Origin of the sequence: Enterobacter cloacae complex sp. SHL021 (assembly GCF_049237765.1) — a bacterium.
GTDB classification, from domain to species: Bacteria; Pseudomonadota; Gammaproteobacteria; order Enterobacterales; family Enterobacteriaceae; genus Enterobacter; species Enterobacter cloacae.
The window spans coordinates 240,357-255,625 of the sequence record NZ_JBMKJG010000001.1 but is presented as its reverse complement, the minus strand read 5'-3'; the positions used below and the strand labels follow the sequence as shown (position 1 = coordinate 255,625).

General features: G+C 54.1%; 13 protein-coding genes and 2 tRNA genes. 5 read left to right on the top strand and 10 right to left on the bottom strand.

The features are described from left to right. Positions 1-13: 13 nt before the first annotated feature. Positions 14-751 (bottom strand): phosphatase, encoded by a 738-nt coding sequence (locus ACOTZF_RS01160; RefSeq protein ID WP_040019375.1) that lies wholly within the window; start codon positions 749-751, stop codon positions 14-16. Positions 752-835: 84 nt separating this feature from the next. Further along, positions 836-1,774 carry a glyoxylate/hydroxypyruvate reductase GhrA gene (gene ghrA, locus ACOTZF_RS01155; protein ID WP_062934257.1) on the bottom strand — a complete coding sequence of 313 codons (939 nt, stop codon included), beginning with the start codon at positions 1,772-1,774 and terminating at the stop codon, positions 836-838. Between the two features lie 231 nt (positions 1,775-2,005). On the opposite strand from ghrA, the gene ACOTZF_RS01150 reads away from it, so the two are divergent. Next, positions 2,006-2,093, top strand: a tRNA-Ser gene (locus tag ACOTZF_RS01150). Positions 2,094-2,225: 132 nt separating this feature from the next. On the opposite strand, the gene ACOTZF_RS01145 is transcribed toward ACOTZF_RS01150, so the two are convergent. Next, positions 2,226-3,131, bottom strand: coding sequence for a LysR family transcriptional regulator (locus tag ACOTZF_RS01145; RefSeq protein WP_129252623.1), 906 nt, complete (start codon positions 3,129-3,131; stop codon positions 2,226-2,228). A gap of 109 nt (positions 3,132-3,240) precedes the next feature. On the opposite strand from ACOTZF_RS01145, the gene ACOTZF_RS01140 reads away from it, so the two are divergent. The 3 genes from ACOTZF_RS01140 to ACOTZF_RS01130 all read left to right on the top strand — a co-directional run bounded on the left by ACOTZF_RS01140 (position 3,241) and on the right by ACOTZF_RS01130 (position 5,024). Beyond that, positions 3,241-4,101, top strand: coding sequence for a pirin family protein (locus ACOTZF_RS01140; RefSeq protein WP_129252621.1), 861 nt, complete (start codon positions 3,241-3,243; stop codon positions 4,099-4,101). Between the two features lie 20 nt (positions 4,102-4,121). Next, complete coding sequence (locus ACOTZF_RS01135; protein ID WP_020689641.1) at positions 4,122-4,799, top strand: isochorismatase family protein; 678 nt, start codon at positions 4,122-4,124, stop codon at positions 4,797-4,799. A gap of 137 nt (positions 4,800-4,936) precedes the next feature. After that, a tRNA-Ser gene (locus ACOTZF_RS01130) sits at positions 4,937-5,024 on the top strand. A gap of 193 nt (positions 5,025-5,217) precedes the next feature. Here ACOTZF_RS01130 and ACOTZF_RS01125 read toward each other — a convergent pair. The 5 genes from ACOTZF_RS01125 to efeU form a co-directional block, all read right to left on the bottom strand. Continuing rightward, complete coding sequence (locus ACOTZF_RS01125) at positions 5,218-6,723, bottom strand: alanine/glycine:cation symporter family protein (protein WP_038419085.1); 1,506 nt, start codon at positions 6,721-6,723, stop codon at positions 5,218-5,220. A 408-nt stretch (positions 6,724-7,131) separates the two neighbouring features. Then, on the bottom strand, positions 7,132-7,923 hold the full coding sequence (gene phoH / locus ACOTZF_RS01120; RefSeq protein WP_013097183.1) for a phosphate starvation-inducible protein PhoH: 792 nt from the start codon (positions 7,921-7,923) through the stop codon (positions 7,132-7,134). A 500-nt stretch (positions 7,924-8,423) separates the two neighbouring features. Beyond that, entirely contained in the window at positions 8,424-9,707 is a 1,284-nt protein-coding gene (efeB, locus tag ACOTZF_RS01115; RefSeq protein ID WP_038419084.1) for an iron uptake transporter deferrochelatase/peroxidase subunit, read from the bottom strand. Between the two features lie 5 nt (positions 9,708-9,712). Next, on the bottom strand, positions 9,713-10,840 hold the full coding sequence (gene efeO, locus ACOTZF_RS01110) for an iron uptake system protein EfeO (protein ID WP_045902810.1): 1,128 nt from the start codon (positions 10,838-10,840) through the stop codon (positions 9,713-9,715). Positions 10,841-10,883: 43 nt separating this feature from the next. Next, positions 10,884-11,717: an iron uptake transporter permease EfeU gene (efeU, locus tag ACOTZF_RS01105; protein ID WP_013097186.1), complete on the bottom strand. Its 834-nt coding sequence runs from the start codon at positions 11,715-11,717 to the stop codon at positions 10,884-10,886. Positions 11,718-11,967: 250 nt separating this feature from the next. Here efeU and ACOTZF_RS01100 point away from each other — a divergent pair, with 250 nt between their 5' ends. Continuing rightward, a complete protein-coding gene (locus ACOTZF_RS01100) occupies positions 11,968-13,152 on the top strand; it encodes a NupC/NupG family nucleoside CNT transporter (protein ID WP_020689647.1) in 1,185 nt (394 codons plus the stop codon). Between the two features lie 70 nt (positions 13,153-13,222). Here the strand turns inward: ACOTZF_RS01100 and ACOTZF_RS01095 are convergent, their stop codons facing one another. Together ACOTZF_RS01095 and putP are read right to left on the bottom strand one after the other, a co-directional pair. Further along, complete coding sequence (locus ACOTZF_RS01095; RefSeq protein ID WP_095440289.1) at positions 13,223-13,642, bottom strand: DUF3574 domain-containing protein; 420 nt, start codon at positions 13,640-13,642, stop codon at positions 13,223-13,225. Positions 13,643-13,759: 117 nt separating this feature from the next. Further along, positions 13,760-15,268 (bottom strand): sodium/proline symporter PutP, encoded by a 1,509-nt coding sequence (gene putP, locus ACOTZF_RS01090; protein WP_029882760.1) that lies wholly within the window; start codon positions 15,266-15,268, stop codon positions 13,760-13,762. Position 15,269: the final 1 nt, after the last annotated feature.

The window sequence follows — 15,269 nt, the reverse complement described above, 5'->3', positions numbered from 1 at the left end:
TTCCATTACACAATTAAAGATCGGCAAATTCGGCAATCGGTTCCATTCCGCGTGACTCAAGGAAATCGAGCATGCGACGAGGGGTCACGTTCAGGATTTGCGCTTCCGGGAAGTTAACATCATTCAGCACTTTCAGGCACTCGCTGAAATCACCCAGTGTGAACGCAGTATGGGAATCTGAACCCAGCGCCACCATGCCTCCGGCATCACGCACTGCGGCCGCCACTTCGCGGCAGTTCGCTTCACTGCCCTTACGCGAGTGCACGAAGGAGGAGTTGTTAATCTCCAGCGCCACGTGATGCTTCGCTGCCGCCTGCGCGACAGCCTGAATATCGATTGGGTACTTCGGGTTGCCGGGGTGGCTAATAATATGCACGTTGCCGCTGGCAATGGTGGCAATCATCGCTGCGGTATTGGTTTCTTTATCCTGAGGCGCAAAGACAGGTTCATGGAAACCGGCGAGAATAAGGTCAAGAGATGTCAGCATCGGGCCGGTGCAGTCGATCTCACCGTCGGTATTTTTAATGTTCGCCTCAATGCCGCGCAGTATCCCAATACCGTCCACCAGGCGTGGCCAGATCCGCATATTCACAAAATGCCAGTAGTGCGGCGCATCCGCCATATCCGGGCCATGATCGGTGATCGCAAAAAGCCTGATGCCCTTGAGCTTCGCTTGTGCAATGTAATCATGGAGGTTGCTATACGCGTGGGTGCTGGCGACGGTGTGCATATGCAGGTCAACGGGATACATCTCTCTCTCCTCTGCGGTTTTTCCAAAGGATAGCAGTTATCTGCTGCGATTATTAGCAAAAACCCGGCTAACGCCGGGTTTCACTCAGTAGCCGCGCGTTCTGTCGACCTGCCCGGTCACCGCGTTGCCCTGCTCTATCTCACTGATGGTGTGCGTAATATAGGCCACCGCCTCTGCCGGACGCGTCACGGCGGCGACGTGTGGGGTCATCGCCACGCGCGGATGTGCCCACAGCGGGCTCTCTGCCGGCAACGGCTCGCGGCTGTACACATCCAGCATCGCGCCTTTCACCTTGCCACCCTCAAGAGCTTTGAGGAGATCGGCTTCCACCAGATGAACCCCGCGCGCCAGATTCATAACGTAACTCTGATCCGCCAGCTGATTCATAAGCGCGCTATTAATAATGCCGACCGTTTCCGCCGTATTCGGCAGCAGATTGATCAGTACGCGCGTCCCCTTCAGAAACGCCGGGAGTTCATCTGTTCCGGCAAAACTCTCAACGCCAGGATAGTTCTTGCGGCTGCGGCTCCAGCAGCGCAGCGGGAAGCCCCACGGTGCCAGCGCTTCGGCCACTTTTGAGCCGAGCACGCCCGCCCCGAGAATACCGATGGTAAACTCTTCACGTTGATATTCTGGCAGCGGCTCCCAGCGGGATTGCAGTTTTAAGGCCTGATAATCGTCAAAACGTCGGAACCAGTGCAGCACCTGACTCACGGCATATTCCTGCATTTGCTGGCCCATGCCGGTATCTTCCAGGCGGAACAGGGGGATTTCCTCCGGCAGCATTTCAGGGTGCGCTTTCAGTTTGCTCAGAATGGAATCCACACCGGCGCCGAGGGCAAAAACGGCCTTCAGCTTGCGCCCCTGGAGCATCTCGACCGGGGGATGCCACACCAGCGCGTAGTCTGCATGTTCGTTATCACCGCGCTTCCATTCACGCACGCGCGCCCCCGGTAACGCTGCCGAAAGTGCCTTAATCCAGTAAGCCGTATCAAAAGTGGGGTGATAGAAGATAATATCCATACTCATTCCTGCCTTTTTTGCGCTGTTTTATTTTCATTTTCAACTGGATTGCCAGCATAACAAATTTATCGCCGGACCGCGTTGCCGATAAAAAAGGCGCTTTCAGCACATTTAAGAATCATGTTGTTTGAAGTTTGTCTAAATGCGCTAATTTACTGAAAAAGTGTGTTGACGGCTGTTCGGCTTTTCCTTACATTAGCGCCCGTCCCGACAACAACGGGATGACAATATGGTGAGGTGTCCGAGTGGCTGAAGGAGCACGCCTGGAAAGTGTGTATACGGCAACGTATCGGGGGTTCGAATCCCCCCCTCACCGCCATATTTAAAGAAGAGCTCGCATGAAAATGCGGGCTTTTTTTTCGCATGTTGCTCGCTTGCGGCGGGATGAGAACCTTGAGCCCCCTGCGCTCTTTATGTCGGGTGGCGCTGCGCTTACCCGACCTACAAAAAACTACTCTTCAACCATCCGTGCGTACTCTTCTGTAAGAAAATCCACCAGCGCCCTGACGGACGGCAGTAATCCGCGTCTTGATGGATAAACCGCATGAATCACTTCTCTTTTTGGCTCCCACGCCTCCAGCACCCGAATCAGCTCTCCTGATGCCAGCTGATCTTTCACCATCAATATCGGCAGTTGCACCACACCGATGCCCGCCATGGCCGCTTCACGCAGCGCCAGCATGTCGGTGGTAATCAGGCGCGGGGAAAAATGGATTTCTGCTTTCGCGCCTTCCGGGCCGCATAATTGCCATTTATGGATATGCTTACCCTCGCCCATACTCAACCCGGGCCAGGCGCTGAGTTCTGACGGCATCAACGGTTTTCCCAGGCGTTCAATCAAGGCCGGGCCCGCGACCAGGCAATGTCCCCGGTCGGCAAGCACCCGTAATACCAGATCGCTGTCATCAAACGGACGGGGACGCACGCGGATCGCCACATCCACACCTTCCCCCACCAGATCGACCCGCCGGTTCGTTGCTTCCAGCTGAAGGTTGATCCCGGGATAGCGCACCATAAACCGCGCCAGCATCGGGCCGACATGCACATGCAACAACGTGACAGGACAGGTGAGCCTGACGATACCGCGCGGTTCCGCCTGCAGCGCGGCCACGGCTTCTTCCGCTGCTTCCGCTTCAACCATCATGGCTTTGCAGTGTTGATAGAACGTCTGCCCGACCTCCGTTACCGTAAATTGTCGCGTTGTACGTTGAATTAACCGCACGCCGAGCCGCTCTTCAAGCTGCGCAATACGGCGGCTCAGCCTGGACTTAGGCAGATCGAGTGCCCGCCCTGCTGCAGCAAAACCACCGTAGTCGACCACTTTCACAAACCACACAAAGTCATTGAGATCCTGCATAAATCCTCATCGTTCTATTTTCAGAACAGTGAATGCCATTTTCACTCTCTACCGGAACATTAACTCTGAATATAAGCTAATTACATCAACAGAACATCAGGAGTTCATCATGAAAAACGTAACAGGCGTCTATACCGCCCCCCGTCAACACTGGGTTGGCAATGGTTTCCCGGTGCGTTCGATGTTTTCTTATCAGACACACGGCGAGTCGCTGAGCCCGTTCTTACTGCTGGACTACGCAGGCCCACATACCTTCCCGGCGGACGGCACAAAACGCGGGGTGGGCGAGCATCCGCATCGTGGTTTTGAAACGGTCACCATTGTCTATTCCGGCGAAGTGGAGCATCGCGACTCCACCGGCAGAGGCGGCGTCATTGGTCCGGGCGACGTGCAGTGGATGACAGCCGGTGCAGGCATTCTGCATGAAGAGTTCCACTCCAGCGCGTTCGCGCACAAAGGCGGAGAACTCAAGATGATGCAGCTTTGGGTCAACCTGCTGGCGAAAGACAAAATGGCCACGCCGGGCTATCAGAGCATTACCAAAGCCGATATCCCGGTGGTGACGCTGCCCGACAACAGCGGCTCGCTGCGGGTTATCGCTGGTCACTACGACGATGTTAGCGGCCCGGCGCATACCTTCTCGCCGCTGAACGTGTGGGACATTGCCCTCAACCAGGGCAGCCACGTCACACTCAGTCAGCCAGAGGGCTGGAGCACGGCGCTGGTGGTGCTGGAAGGCCATGTCACGGTGAACGGTACGGCTCACGCGGGAGAAGCACAACTGGTGGTCATGAGTCAGGAAGGTAACAGGTTACACCTGGAAGCCAGCAGCGATGCCAAAGTACTGCTGATGGCCGGTGCGCCGCTGAATGAACCGATTGTGGGCTACGGCCCGTTCGTGATGAACAGTAAAACCGAAATCAATGAAGCCATTCGTGATTTCAACTCCGGCCGTTTCGGCCAGATCTAACCGTAATAAAGGAGATGAACATGTCTACACCTGCCAACTTTAATGGAGCACGTCCGGTCATTGATGTGAACGATGCGGTGATGTTGCTTATCGACCACCAGAGTGGCCTGTTCCAGACCGTCGGCGATATGCCGATGCCTGAGCTGCGTGCCCGTGCGGCGGCTCTGGCGAAAATCGCGACGCTTGCGAACATCCCGGTGATCACCACCGCTTCCGTCCCGCAGGGCCCGAACGGTCCGCTCATCCCGGAAATTCATGCCAACGCGCCGCATGCACAGTATGTGGCACGTAAAGGGGAGATCAACGCCTGGGATAACCCGGAATTTGTGGCCGCGGTTAAAGCCACCGGACGTAAGACGTTGATTATCGCCGGTACCATCACCAGCGTCTGCATGGCTTTTCCGTCGATTAGCGCAGTGGCGGATGGCTATAAAGTCTTTGCGGTGATTGATGCGTCCGGTACTTACAGCAAAATGGCGCAGGAGATCACCCTGGCCCGTGTGGTGCAGGCGGGCGTGGTGCCAATGGATACGGCGGCTGTTGCCTCTGAGATCCAGCGGACATGGAACCGTGAAGATGCGGCCGAGTGGGCAGAAGTCTACACGCACATTTTCCCGGCGTACCAGCTGCTGATCGAGAGCTACGGTAAGGCGCAGGAAGTGGTGAAAAACAGTGAAGCGCTCGATTCACAGCGTTAAGTGCCCGTGCTGTGACCAAAGCTGATTAAGGCTTAACCGAACACGCACTAAAGCTGAAAATCTGCTTGACCGTTTTAGCGCAACTCCCTATAGTAGCGCCCCGTTGCCCCCCAAGCGGTCAGGCAGCAAAACAATATGGTGAGGTGTCCGAGTGGCTGAAGGAGCACGCCTGGAAAGTGTGTATACGGCAACGTATCGGGGGTTCGAATCCCCCCCTCACCGCCATATTTAAGACAAGAGCTCGTGCGAAAGTACGGGCTTTTTTCTTTTATAGTCTCCGAAAGGGGGGGATGAGAATCCCCGACCGGGGTTCGACAAAGACAGTTCAGCAACGTAGTCGCCTTATTCGCCGGGTGGCGCTAACGCTTACCCGGCCTACAAGACCCATGGGCCCGTAAATTAATACGGGCTACCACGATTAATTGTTCAGTTTCCCTGCGTTCTGCTCTCTCACGACAGAAGTCGTCTGTTCTGGATTCGCAGCAGGTTCATCTTTACGCTCTTCCAGCCAGTAATCCGCATTTTTAATCCCCAGGCGAATCGGGTCAAAGTGCGGATCCACCCCCTGCGCATTCTGAATTTCATAATCCTTAAGGCTGGCAAACGCTTTTTTATGTAAAAGCACAATGGCAATAATGTTAAGCCATGCCATCAGCCCTACCCCAATATCCCCCAGCCCCCATGCCAGATCCGCCGTACGAACTGTGCCATATACCGTTGAAGCCATCAGGCATAATTTGAGCACGAATGTCAGCCATGGACGGTGAATTTTACGGTTGATGAAGGCGATATTAGTTTCAGCAATATAGTAGTAAGCAATAATGGTCGTGAAGGCAAAGAAGAACAACGCAACAGCAACAAAGTAATTACCAAAGCCTGGCATCATACTTTCCATTGCCGTCTGCACATAGCCAGGCCCTGCTGCCACGCCGGAAATACCGGTATAGAGTGCAGCACCGTCAATGCCCTGCACGTTATACAGACCGGTGATCAACAGCATAAACCCGGTCGCCGAGCAGACAAACAGCGTGTCGATATAGACCGAGAAAGCCTGAACCAGCCCCTGCTTCACCGGATGGCTCACTGCCGCCGCAGATGACGCATGCGGCCCGGTACCTTGCGCCGCCTCATTGGAATAGACCCCGCGCTTAACGCCCCACATGATAGCCTGACCAAGAATGGCACCAAAACCAGCTTCCAGACCAAAAGCGCTTTTCCAGATCAACAGAATCACACCAGGAAGCTCGGTAATATTAATGGCGATAATAACGCAAGCCACAATAATATAGCCGAGCGCCATAAACGGAACGACCATACTGCTAAAACTGGCGATCCTTTTTACACCACCAAAAATAATAAAACTTAACAGTACGGCAAGTAATGCTGCCGTGACATTTGGATCAAGCCCAAATGCAATATCCAGGCTGGCACCAATCGAGTTTGCTTGTACCCCTGGCAGTAATAAACCGCAGGAGAAAATGGTGACGACGGCAAATAACCATGCATACCATTTAACGCCTAATCCTTTTTCAATATAAAAGGCAGGACCGCCACGATATTCACCGTTGATTTTTTCTTTATAAACCTGGCCCAACGTAGATTCCACAAACGCAGAGCTGGCCCCCAAAAACGCCACAATCCACATCCAGAAAAGTGCGCCCGGTCCACCGAAGGTAATAGCGGTGGCGACGCCAGCAATGTTCCCGGTCCCTACACGCCCTGCCAGCGTCATCGTCAGTGCCTGGAACGACGATACGCCAGCATCGGTAGGACGCCCCTGGAACATCAAGGTAATCATATGTTTTATATGACGTAACTGCAAAAAACGACTACGTAATGAGAAATAGAGGCCGACACCCAGACATAAAAATATTAACGCCGGGCTCCAGATAACACCGTTAATTGCACCAACCAGTTCGTTCATGTATGACCCTCAACGTGATGTTCCAGGGAAACGGTTCCCCATGGGATTTTCTTGTTAGAATGTTGTTTGAATCAGTACGAAACATAGAGAATTAGACGCAATACACCAACTTAATTTTCACATCTTAGTAACATTATGTGACAACATTCACGTTTAAATTTGAGCGAACAATTAGCGCGATCATGATATTCATGGGTACTTTGTGGATATTATAAATACACATCACATTTCGCTGAGCGTGATAAAAAACCAGCGTCAAAAATGAATAACCGACATGATGAATTCCGCAAGACAGGCAATCTTTTAAAAGACAACCAGACGCGAGTCGTGAGAAGAAATAAAAGAAGCTTCCCGGCATTACGCCGGGAAGGGATGACAGGTGAGCGGTAAAACGGCGATGTTTTACCGTCAGTCGGAATAGACTTCCAGCGTGCGCTGGCACAGCGCCGACCGCACACAATCTTCTTTGGTAAAGCGTACTACCCCAATCATGTCGTCTTCCTCAAAACGTGACATGGCGTCGCTCAAGCCGGATTTCACGCCGGATGGCAGGTCACACTGGGTAATATCGCCATTGACGATAACCGTCACGTTCTCCCCGAGGCGCGTTAAGAACATCTTCATTTGCGCAGCGGTCACGTTCTGAGCCTCGTCAAGAATGACGACCGCATTTTCAAATGTACGTCCGCGCATATAGGCGAACGGCGCGATTTCCACCTTGCCAATCTCTGGTCGCAGGCAGTACTGCATAAAGGATGCACCCAGTCGCTTCACCAGCACGTCATAAACGGGCCTGAAGTAAGGGGCAAACTTCTCCGATATGTCACCGGGTAAGAAGCCGAGATCTTCATCAGCTTGCAGTACCGGACGGGTAACAATAATTCTCTCCACGTCCTTATGGATCAGGGCCTCCGCTGCTTTGGCTGCACTGATCCAGGTTTTCCCGCATCCGGCTTCACCGGTTGCAAAGATGAGCTGTTTACTCTCGATAGCATTCAGGTAGTGCGCCTGAGCCTCATTGCGCGCCACAATTGGGGAATTATCACGGCTGTCCCGCGCCATGCCAATTGCTTCTACGCCACTCATCTGCACAAGCGAGGTGACCGATTCTTCTTCACGCTGTTTATGACTACGTGAATCCCGTCTCAGCACACGTTTTGCTTCGCGACGAGCTTTGATCACTGCTTTTTGTCTTCCCATGGATAGCACCTTGAGTTGTTGGTATTCATCACACGCGCCAGTTTCGGCACGATTATGCGCACGAACATCAGAGGGTTGGCTTCCTTGTAAGCCATTGCTTGCCTTGCCGGATGACGATACAGAATAGCTACGCGCACCATTCTGCACGTCGGTAGAATCTGGTTTCTGAATAGAAGGGGAGAATTTAGTGGTGAGGAAATCGCTGCCGGAGTCTGAGCCTCCGCGCCGGGTACTGCGGTTGTTGTGTTTACCTTGTCCAGTACAGGACGATACCATTCGCGATCTCCATAGTGATTCAGCATCACTGCCGGGAACTACCGCTGTCTTATCTTAAGTACATCAGGGATTATCATAAATGCAACATTTATTTTACCTGAATGCAACTTTTAAGACTGCTCCTGCAGTTGAAAACAGTCTCATACAGGAATATTACAGAAATATAACAGAGGGATAGTCATATGAAAAAATAATGTCCCCACGAACTATCGCAGGGACAATTATCAGGCTTCTATCAGCCCTTGCGCGAGCCAGGCGTTTGAATCGCGCACGCCTGGCAGCGCGAAGAAATAGCCGCCGCCGATAGGTTTAACGTACTCTTCCAGCGCTTCGCCGTTTAACCGCTTCTGCACGGTGAGGAAGCCCTTCTCCAGATCGTGCTGATAGCAGACAAACAGCAGCCCCATATCCAGCTGACCGGAATTGGTCACCCCCAGCGAGTAGCTATAGCCCCGGCGCATCATCAGGCTTGACTGCGTCTCTTTGGTGCGCGGATTCGCCAGCCGGATATGGCTGTCCAGCGCAATGGTATCGCCATTAGGATCGCTGGCGTAATCCGGCACATCATGCTCGTGCTTCATGCCAAGCGGCGCCCCGCTCTGCTTGTCACGGCCAAAGATCGTCTGCTGCTCTTTAAGCGGCGTGCGATCCCAGAATTCCACATGGAACTGAATCACCCGCACCGCCTGATAGCTCCCGCCGACGGCCCAGGCAGGCTCACCCTGATCGGCTGTGACCCAGACGACCTCTTTCATTAGCGCGCCGTTGCTGCTGTCCGGGTTGGCGGTGCCATCCTTAAAGCCCAGCAGGTTCACCGGCGTCTCTTTGCCTTTGCTGCGGGCAGCATGGTCAGAGATAAACCCTTCCCGCTTCCAGCGCACGCTCAACAGATCAGGCGTGTGTTTGATGATATCCCGCAGAGCGTGGATCACCGTGTCCTGCGTGTTAGCGCAAATCTGCAGGAGCAGATCGCCGTGGCAGAGAGCAGCATCCAGAGAATCATTCGGGAAACGCGTCATTTTTTGCAGCGCTTTCGGCTTCTGTTTTGCCAGCCCGTAACGTTCATCAAACAGCGATTCGCCCAGCGACACCGTAATGGTCAGATTATCCGGGGCGATGAACGACCCTAAGATCCCCGAGTCCATAGGCGGCAGTCGTGGATTTGGCGTTTCTGGCGCCGGTCCCCCTGCAGTCAAAAACGCGATGCGCGTGGTCAGCAGGCGAAACAGGCGCTCCAGGTCAGCTTTATCACTTGCCAGCGAATCAAAGGCCACCAGCATCATGGAGGCCTGCTGTGGTGTCAGAATGCCCGCCTGATGTTCGCCATAGAAAGGCTGCGTCTCCATACGGGCATCCGGTGACAGCGTACCGGGCGCACTTTGCGGTTTTACCGCATGCGCCACCGGACACCCTCCGGCCAGGGCAAATGCGCCCCCCAGCGCCCCTACCCCTTTCAACAACCGACGACGTGACGGTTCTGCCACGTCGTATTCGTCATGCTTGTTCATCGTGCTTAGTCCAGACCCAGTACGCCACGCAGCAGGGAGAGATCTTCCGCCAGGGTGGTAATCGGGCCTTTCAGCGCGTTACGGTCGGCGTCGGTCAGTTTGTCGTAGGTTTCAAACCCGTCTTTGGTGCGGTACTTCGCCAGAATGGTGTCGACTTTCTTAAAGTTGGCATCCACTTTTGCCAGCAGCTCGCTATTCTCTTTCTGCAGCTGTGGGCGCAGCAGGTTAACAATTTTCTGCGCGCCATCGACGTTCGCCTGGAAATCCCACAGATCAGTGTGGCTGTAGCGATCTTCTTCACCGCTGATTTTGCTGGCGGCCACTTCTTCAATCAGTCCGGCCGCACCGCCCACCACTTTAGATGGCGGGAAGGCCAGCTCGCTGATGCGCTTTTGCAGCTCCAGCACGTCGCTGTTGAGCTGATCGGCATACTTCTCCATCCCTTTGGTGGAGTTATCGCCAAACAGGGCTTTCTCCAGACGGTGGAAGCCGGTGAATTTTGGATCGGCCGCTTTCTGCTCGTAATCGTCTTCACGGGCATCAATACTGCCATCAAGATCGGAGAACAGCTCCGCAATCGGCTCAATGCGCTCGTAGTGCTGACGGGTGGGCGCATACAGGGATTTCGCTTTGTCGATATCGCCCGCTTTCACCGCATCCGTAAAGGCTTTGGTTCCCGCCGCCAGGTCTGCCGTCTCTTTGACGACGTACGCTTTATAAGCGGTGATGGCATCGCCCAGGCTCAGCAGGGCCGTGCCTTTCGCGGCATCCGCTGTGGCATTCCCCTTAACGATGAGCTTACCTTTCGGGTTGGTCAGCAGACCGCAGGTCATGTCATATTCACCCGGCTGCAGGTTAGCCGTCATTTTCTGGCTAAAGCCCGGCGCGATATTTTCGCGCTCTTCCACGACCATCACGCCTTTGAGAATTTCCCACTCCAGCGCTTTCTGGCTGTGGTTCTGAATAATAAATTGTGTCTTACCGCTGTTGACCGTAATGGTCATCGGCTCACACTGCTTATCATTCACCGTCACCTTGACCTGTGGAATATCAGCAGCCTGAGCGGCGAAGGCAGAAGCAACAAGCGCTGCCACACCAACCTGTAACGCACTACGACGAAATTGAATTGCCATGACCCTTCCCTTTTAAAAGTATGTTGTAACTACAGTAAGCACATCAGGGCGCAGTACGCGACGGCTGAGCACTGGGGCGCGATGGCATAAAGAACAGCGCCAGCGCCGGAATAAGATAGATAAAGTACATCGCCACTTCACTGACGCTTGGCGTTTCCTGATAGCCGAAGATCCCTTCGAGCAGCGTGCCGGTCAGTGAATGGGTAGAAAGAACATTGCTAAGATCGAACGCCACATCCTGGAAGTGGTTCCACAGACCCGCCTCATGGAAAGCGCGGATCGCCCCTGCCGCCAGCCCTGCGGCCACCAGCAAAATGAACAGGCTGGTCCATTTAAAGAAGGCCCCCAGGTTCAGGCGAATGCCGCCCCAGTAGAGCAGGAAACCCAGCACCACGGCCGTTGCCAGCCCCAGCATCGCCCCCAGCGGTGGCCAGATCCCCACATCCTGCTGAAAGGCAGCCAGCAGGAAGAATACGGATTCCAGACCTTCACGCGCCACGGCGAAAAAAACCATCATGATCAGCGCCCAGCCGTGATGATTTCCCTTCTGCAGGGCATTATCTACCGCCTGCTCCAGCTGCACCTTCACGTTACGCGAGACTTTACGCATCCAGAACACCATCCAGGTGAGGATCACCACCGCTATCACCGCAACGATACCTTCGAACAGCTCCTGCTCTTTCTGCGGGAATTCACCGGTGGTTTCATTGATCAGAATGCCCAGGCCCAGACAGAGCGCAGCGGCGAGGAAAACCCCTATCCACATCACCCCAATCCAGCGTCCGCGCTGGGTTCGCTTCAGATAACTGGCGATGAGGCTAACAATGAGGGCCGCTTCCAGGCCTTCGCGTAACATAATGAGAAATGGAACAAACATGCAGACACCTTTAATGTTTATCGCGGTCAACTGATGCAAAGAAAGGTAAATTCTTGTGATAGTGATTATCATTACGGCGATAAGAAAAACAAGCGAAATGTGTGGTTTTTGATGACGAGTTGTAAACGCATCGCGGGGTAATAGTTGCGCTCGTGACGTTCCGGTTTATAAGGTATAACGAAAATGCCCATTTACGGTTAATCAGCGCTGTGGCTAAATATCCGCCTCGCAAACTAACCGAAAATAAACCATGTTTAAGATTGTCCATTTCCTGCTGGCGCTGGTGATTATTCTTGCGCTTGCCTGGCTGGTAAGTTTTGACCGCCGAAAAATTCGCATTCGCTTTGTTTTACAGCTGATCGTTATTGAAATTGCGCTGGCGTTCTTTTTCCTGCACGCCGAAAGCGGGTTATTCCTGATTAAATACGTCTCCGGTTTCTTTGAATCACTGCTGAAATTTGCCGGCGAAGGGACCAATTTCGTCTTTGGCGGAATGGGTGAAAAAGGGCTGGCGTTCATTTTCCTCGGCGTGCTTTGCCCGATTATTTTTATCTCCGCACTCATTGGTATTCTTCAGCACTGGCGCATTTTGCCGATTTTTATTCGGCTGATTGGCACGCTGCTGTCAAAACTGAACGGCATGGGCAAGCTGGAATCCTTTAACGCGGTGAGTTCGCTGATCCTCGGACAGTCTGAAAACTTTATTGCCTACAAGGGCGTACTGGGCGATCTCTCGTCACGTCGTCTGTTCACCATGGCGGCCACGGCCATGTCGACCGTCTCCCTGTCGATTGTCGGTGCCTATATGACCATGCTCGACGCTAAATTTGTGGTGGCGGCGCTCATTCTGAACATGTTCAGCACCTTTATTATTCTCTCCGTCATCAACCCGGTTCGCCCGGAAGCGGAGCCGGATATTAAGCTCGAAAAACTGCATGAATCCCAGAGCTTCTTCGAAATGCTGGGCGAGTATATTCTGGCCGGTTTTAAAGTGGCGATGATTATTCTGGCGATGCTGATTGGCTTTATTGCGCTTATTAGCGCCATTAACGCCCTCTTCTCCAGCGTATTTGGCATGAGCTTCCAGCAGATCCTGGGCTATGTGTTTTATCCGCTGGCGTGGCTGGTGGGTATTCCGCTGAGCGATGCCTTAAATGCCGGCAGTATTATGGCAACTAAGCTGGTAGCGAATGAATTTGTGGCGATGATTGAGCTGCAAAAAATTGCGCATCAGATGTCACCGCGCGGGCTGGGGATTTTATCCGTGTTCCTGGTGTCGTTCGCCAACTTCGCCTCTATCGGTATTGTCGCAGGTGCAATCAAGGGCCTGAACGAGCAGCAGGGCAACGTGGTGTCGCGGTTTGGTCTGCGTCTGGTGTATGGCGCGACGCTGGTGAGTTTGCTGTCGGCGAGCTTTGCGGGCCTGGTGCTGTGATGTGATGCCGGGTGGCGCACAGCGATCCCGGCCTACGATACAACAACGGCGGGTTATCCCGCCGTTTTCATTAAAACTGCACACACACCGGCTGATCGACCCGCATCACCGACTCCTGCGCAAAGCGGGATTTATAGATCCCGCGTAACGCCTCAATGTTCTTCTCGCTCTGCGCATCTTTTCCGTGGATCAGCATCAACGCCTTGCTCGGCTCACGCGCCACTTTACCGTCGTTGCCCAGCCACTGTCCGCGCGCATCAAACACCGTTAAGCCGTCACGAAAACGCGGCGTCACGTCCCGGTCAACAAACTGCTGCCACTCGTCGGGGGTGATCTGCGCCCCGGCCGGACGATTTAAGCCGAAATAAAGCGTGGTCTGCTGCATCTGGTTATCCACTTTGCAGGTGTCAGTCGCCATATGCTGCGACGGTGCAGTACAGCCAGCCAGCATCAGGAATGCCGCTGCCAGTAACCCTGTTTTGATTGTCATGCTTCGCTATCCTCATTGTTATAAGTGCAGCGATATCACCGTAAATTACGGATTTTGGCAAGAAAAAAGCCGGGTGGCGCTGACGCTCACCCGGCTTACAGTGTGCAGGAAGAAAAATTACTCAGCCTGGAGCTTCGTCGGCGGCGCAGTGTGGTAATGGGCATCCGCTTCCGCAAAGCGTTTCTGCATGGAGGCAGACGGCGCTTTACCCAGCAGGCTAAAGACCACAATACCGAGACTGCCGAAGATGAAGCCCGGGATAATTTCGTACAGGCCCAGCCACGCGAACTGTTTCCAGACGATAACCGTGACCGCACCGATAATCATCCCCGCCAGCGCGCCGTTACGGGTCATACGCGACCACATCACGGAGAACAGCACCACCGGACCAAACGCCGCACCAAAGCCCGCCCACGCGTAGCTCACCAGACCCAGCACGCGGTTTTCCGGGTTCGACGCCAGCGCAATGGCCACCAGCGCCACCACCAGCACCATGAAGCGCCCTACCCACACCAGCTCTTTCTGGCTTGCGCCTTTACGCAGGAATGCCTTGTAGAGGTCTTCGGTGATCGCACTGGAGCAGACCAGCAGCTGGCAGCTCAGGGTGGACATCACCGCCGCCAGAATAGCGGAGAGCAGAATACCGGCAATCCATGGGTTAAACAGCACCTGCGCCAGCTCGATAAACACACGCTCGGCGTTCTGGTTTACCGCTCCCGCCTGCGCCGGGTTGTTGTTGAAGTATGCAATGCCAAAGAAGCCCACCGCGCACGCCCCTGCCAGGCAGAGGATCATCCACGTCATACTGATGCGACGCGCATGAACGATGGTGTGGTGAGAGTCGGCCGCCATAAAGCGCGCCAGGATATGCGGCTGACCGAAATAGCCCAGACCCCAGCCCATCAGGGAGACGATGGCGACAAAGTTCAGCCCTTTGAGCATATCGACGTTTTCAATGCTCTTCTGCTTGATCACTTCCAGCGACTCGCCAAAACCACCAACGGTGAAGATCACAATCACCGGGGTCAGGATCAGGGCGAAAATCATCAGGCTCGCCTGCACGGTGTCGGTCCAGCTTACCGCCAGGAACCCACCCACGAAGGTGTAGAGGATGGTAGCCGCCGCACCGGCCCACAGGGCGGTTTCGTAGCTCATGCCGAAGGTGCTTTCGAACAGACGCGCACCGGCCACAATACCGGAGGCACAATAGATAGTGAAGAACAGCAGGATCACCACCGCCGAGATAATGCGCAGAATGCGGCTGTTATCTTCGAAACGGCCGGTGAAATAATCCGGCAGCGTCAGGGCGTTGTTGTTCACTTCGGTATGCACGCGCAGACGGCCTGCTACCAGCTTCCAGTTAATCCACGCCCCGAGAGTCAGGCCAATGGCGATCCAGCTTTCAGAGATGCCGGAGATGAAAATCGCCCCCGGCAGCCCCATCAGCAGCCAGCCACTCATGTCCGATGCCCCCGCAGAAAGCGCAGTCACCATTGGGCCTAAACTGCGGCCACCCAGAATGTAGTCGTCAAAGTTCTTTGTAGAACGCCATGCCAAAAACCCTATCAGGATCATGCCAAAAATATAAACGAGAAATGTCACCAGCATCGGTGTGCTCATTGCCATT

Coding starts and splice junctions, on each gene's coding strand:
- ACOTZF_RS01160 (WP_040019375.1), bottom strand. CDS start 751: ATGTATCCCGTTGACCTGCATATGCACACCGTCGCCAGCACCCACGCG.
- ghrA (WP_062934257.1), bottom strand. CDS start 1,774: ATGGATATTATCTTCTATCACCCCACTTTTGATACGGCTTACTGGATT.
- ACOTZF_RS01145 (WP_129252623.1), bottom strand. CDS start 3,131: ATGCAGGATCTCAATGACTTTGTGTGGTTTGTGAAAGTGGTCGACTAC.
- ACOTZF_RS01140 (WP_129252621.1), top strand. CDS start 3,241: ATGAAAAACGTAACAGGCGTCTATACCGCCCCCCGTCAACACTGGGTT.
- ACOTZF_RS01135 (WP_020689641.1), top strand. CDS start 4,122: ATGTCTACACCTGCCAACTTTAATGGAGCACGTCCGGTCATTGATGTG.
- ACOTZF_RS01125 (WP_038419085.1), bottom strand. CDS start 6,723: ATGAACGAACTGGTTGGTGCAATTAACGGTGTTATCTGGAGCCCGGCG.
- phoH (WP_013097183.1), bottom strand. CDS start 7,923: ATGGGAAGACAAAAAGCAGTGATCAAAGCTCGTCGCGAAGCAAAACGT.
- efeB (WP_038419084.1), bottom strand. CDS start 9,707: ATGAACAAGCATGACGAATACGACGTGGCAGAACCGTCACGTCGTCGG.
- efeO (WP_045902810.1), bottom strand. CDS start 10,840: ATGGCAATTCAATTTCGTCGTAGTGCGTTACAGGTTGGTGTGGCAGCG.
- efeU (WP_013097186.1), bottom strand. CDS start 11,717: ATGTTTGTTCCATTTCTCATTATGTTACGCGAAGGCCTGGAAGCGGCC.
- ACOTZF_RS01100 (WP_020689647.1), top strand. CDS start 11,968: ATGTTTAAGATTGTCCATTTCCTGCTGGCGCTGGTGATTATTCTTGCG.
- ACOTZF_RS01095 (WP_095440289.1), bottom strand. CDS start 13,642: ATGACAATCAAAACAGGGTTACTGGCAGCGGCATTCCTGATGCTGGCT.
- putP (WP_029882760.1), bottom strand. CDS start 15,268: ATGGCAATGAGCACACCGATGCTGGTGACATTTCTCGTTTATATTTTT.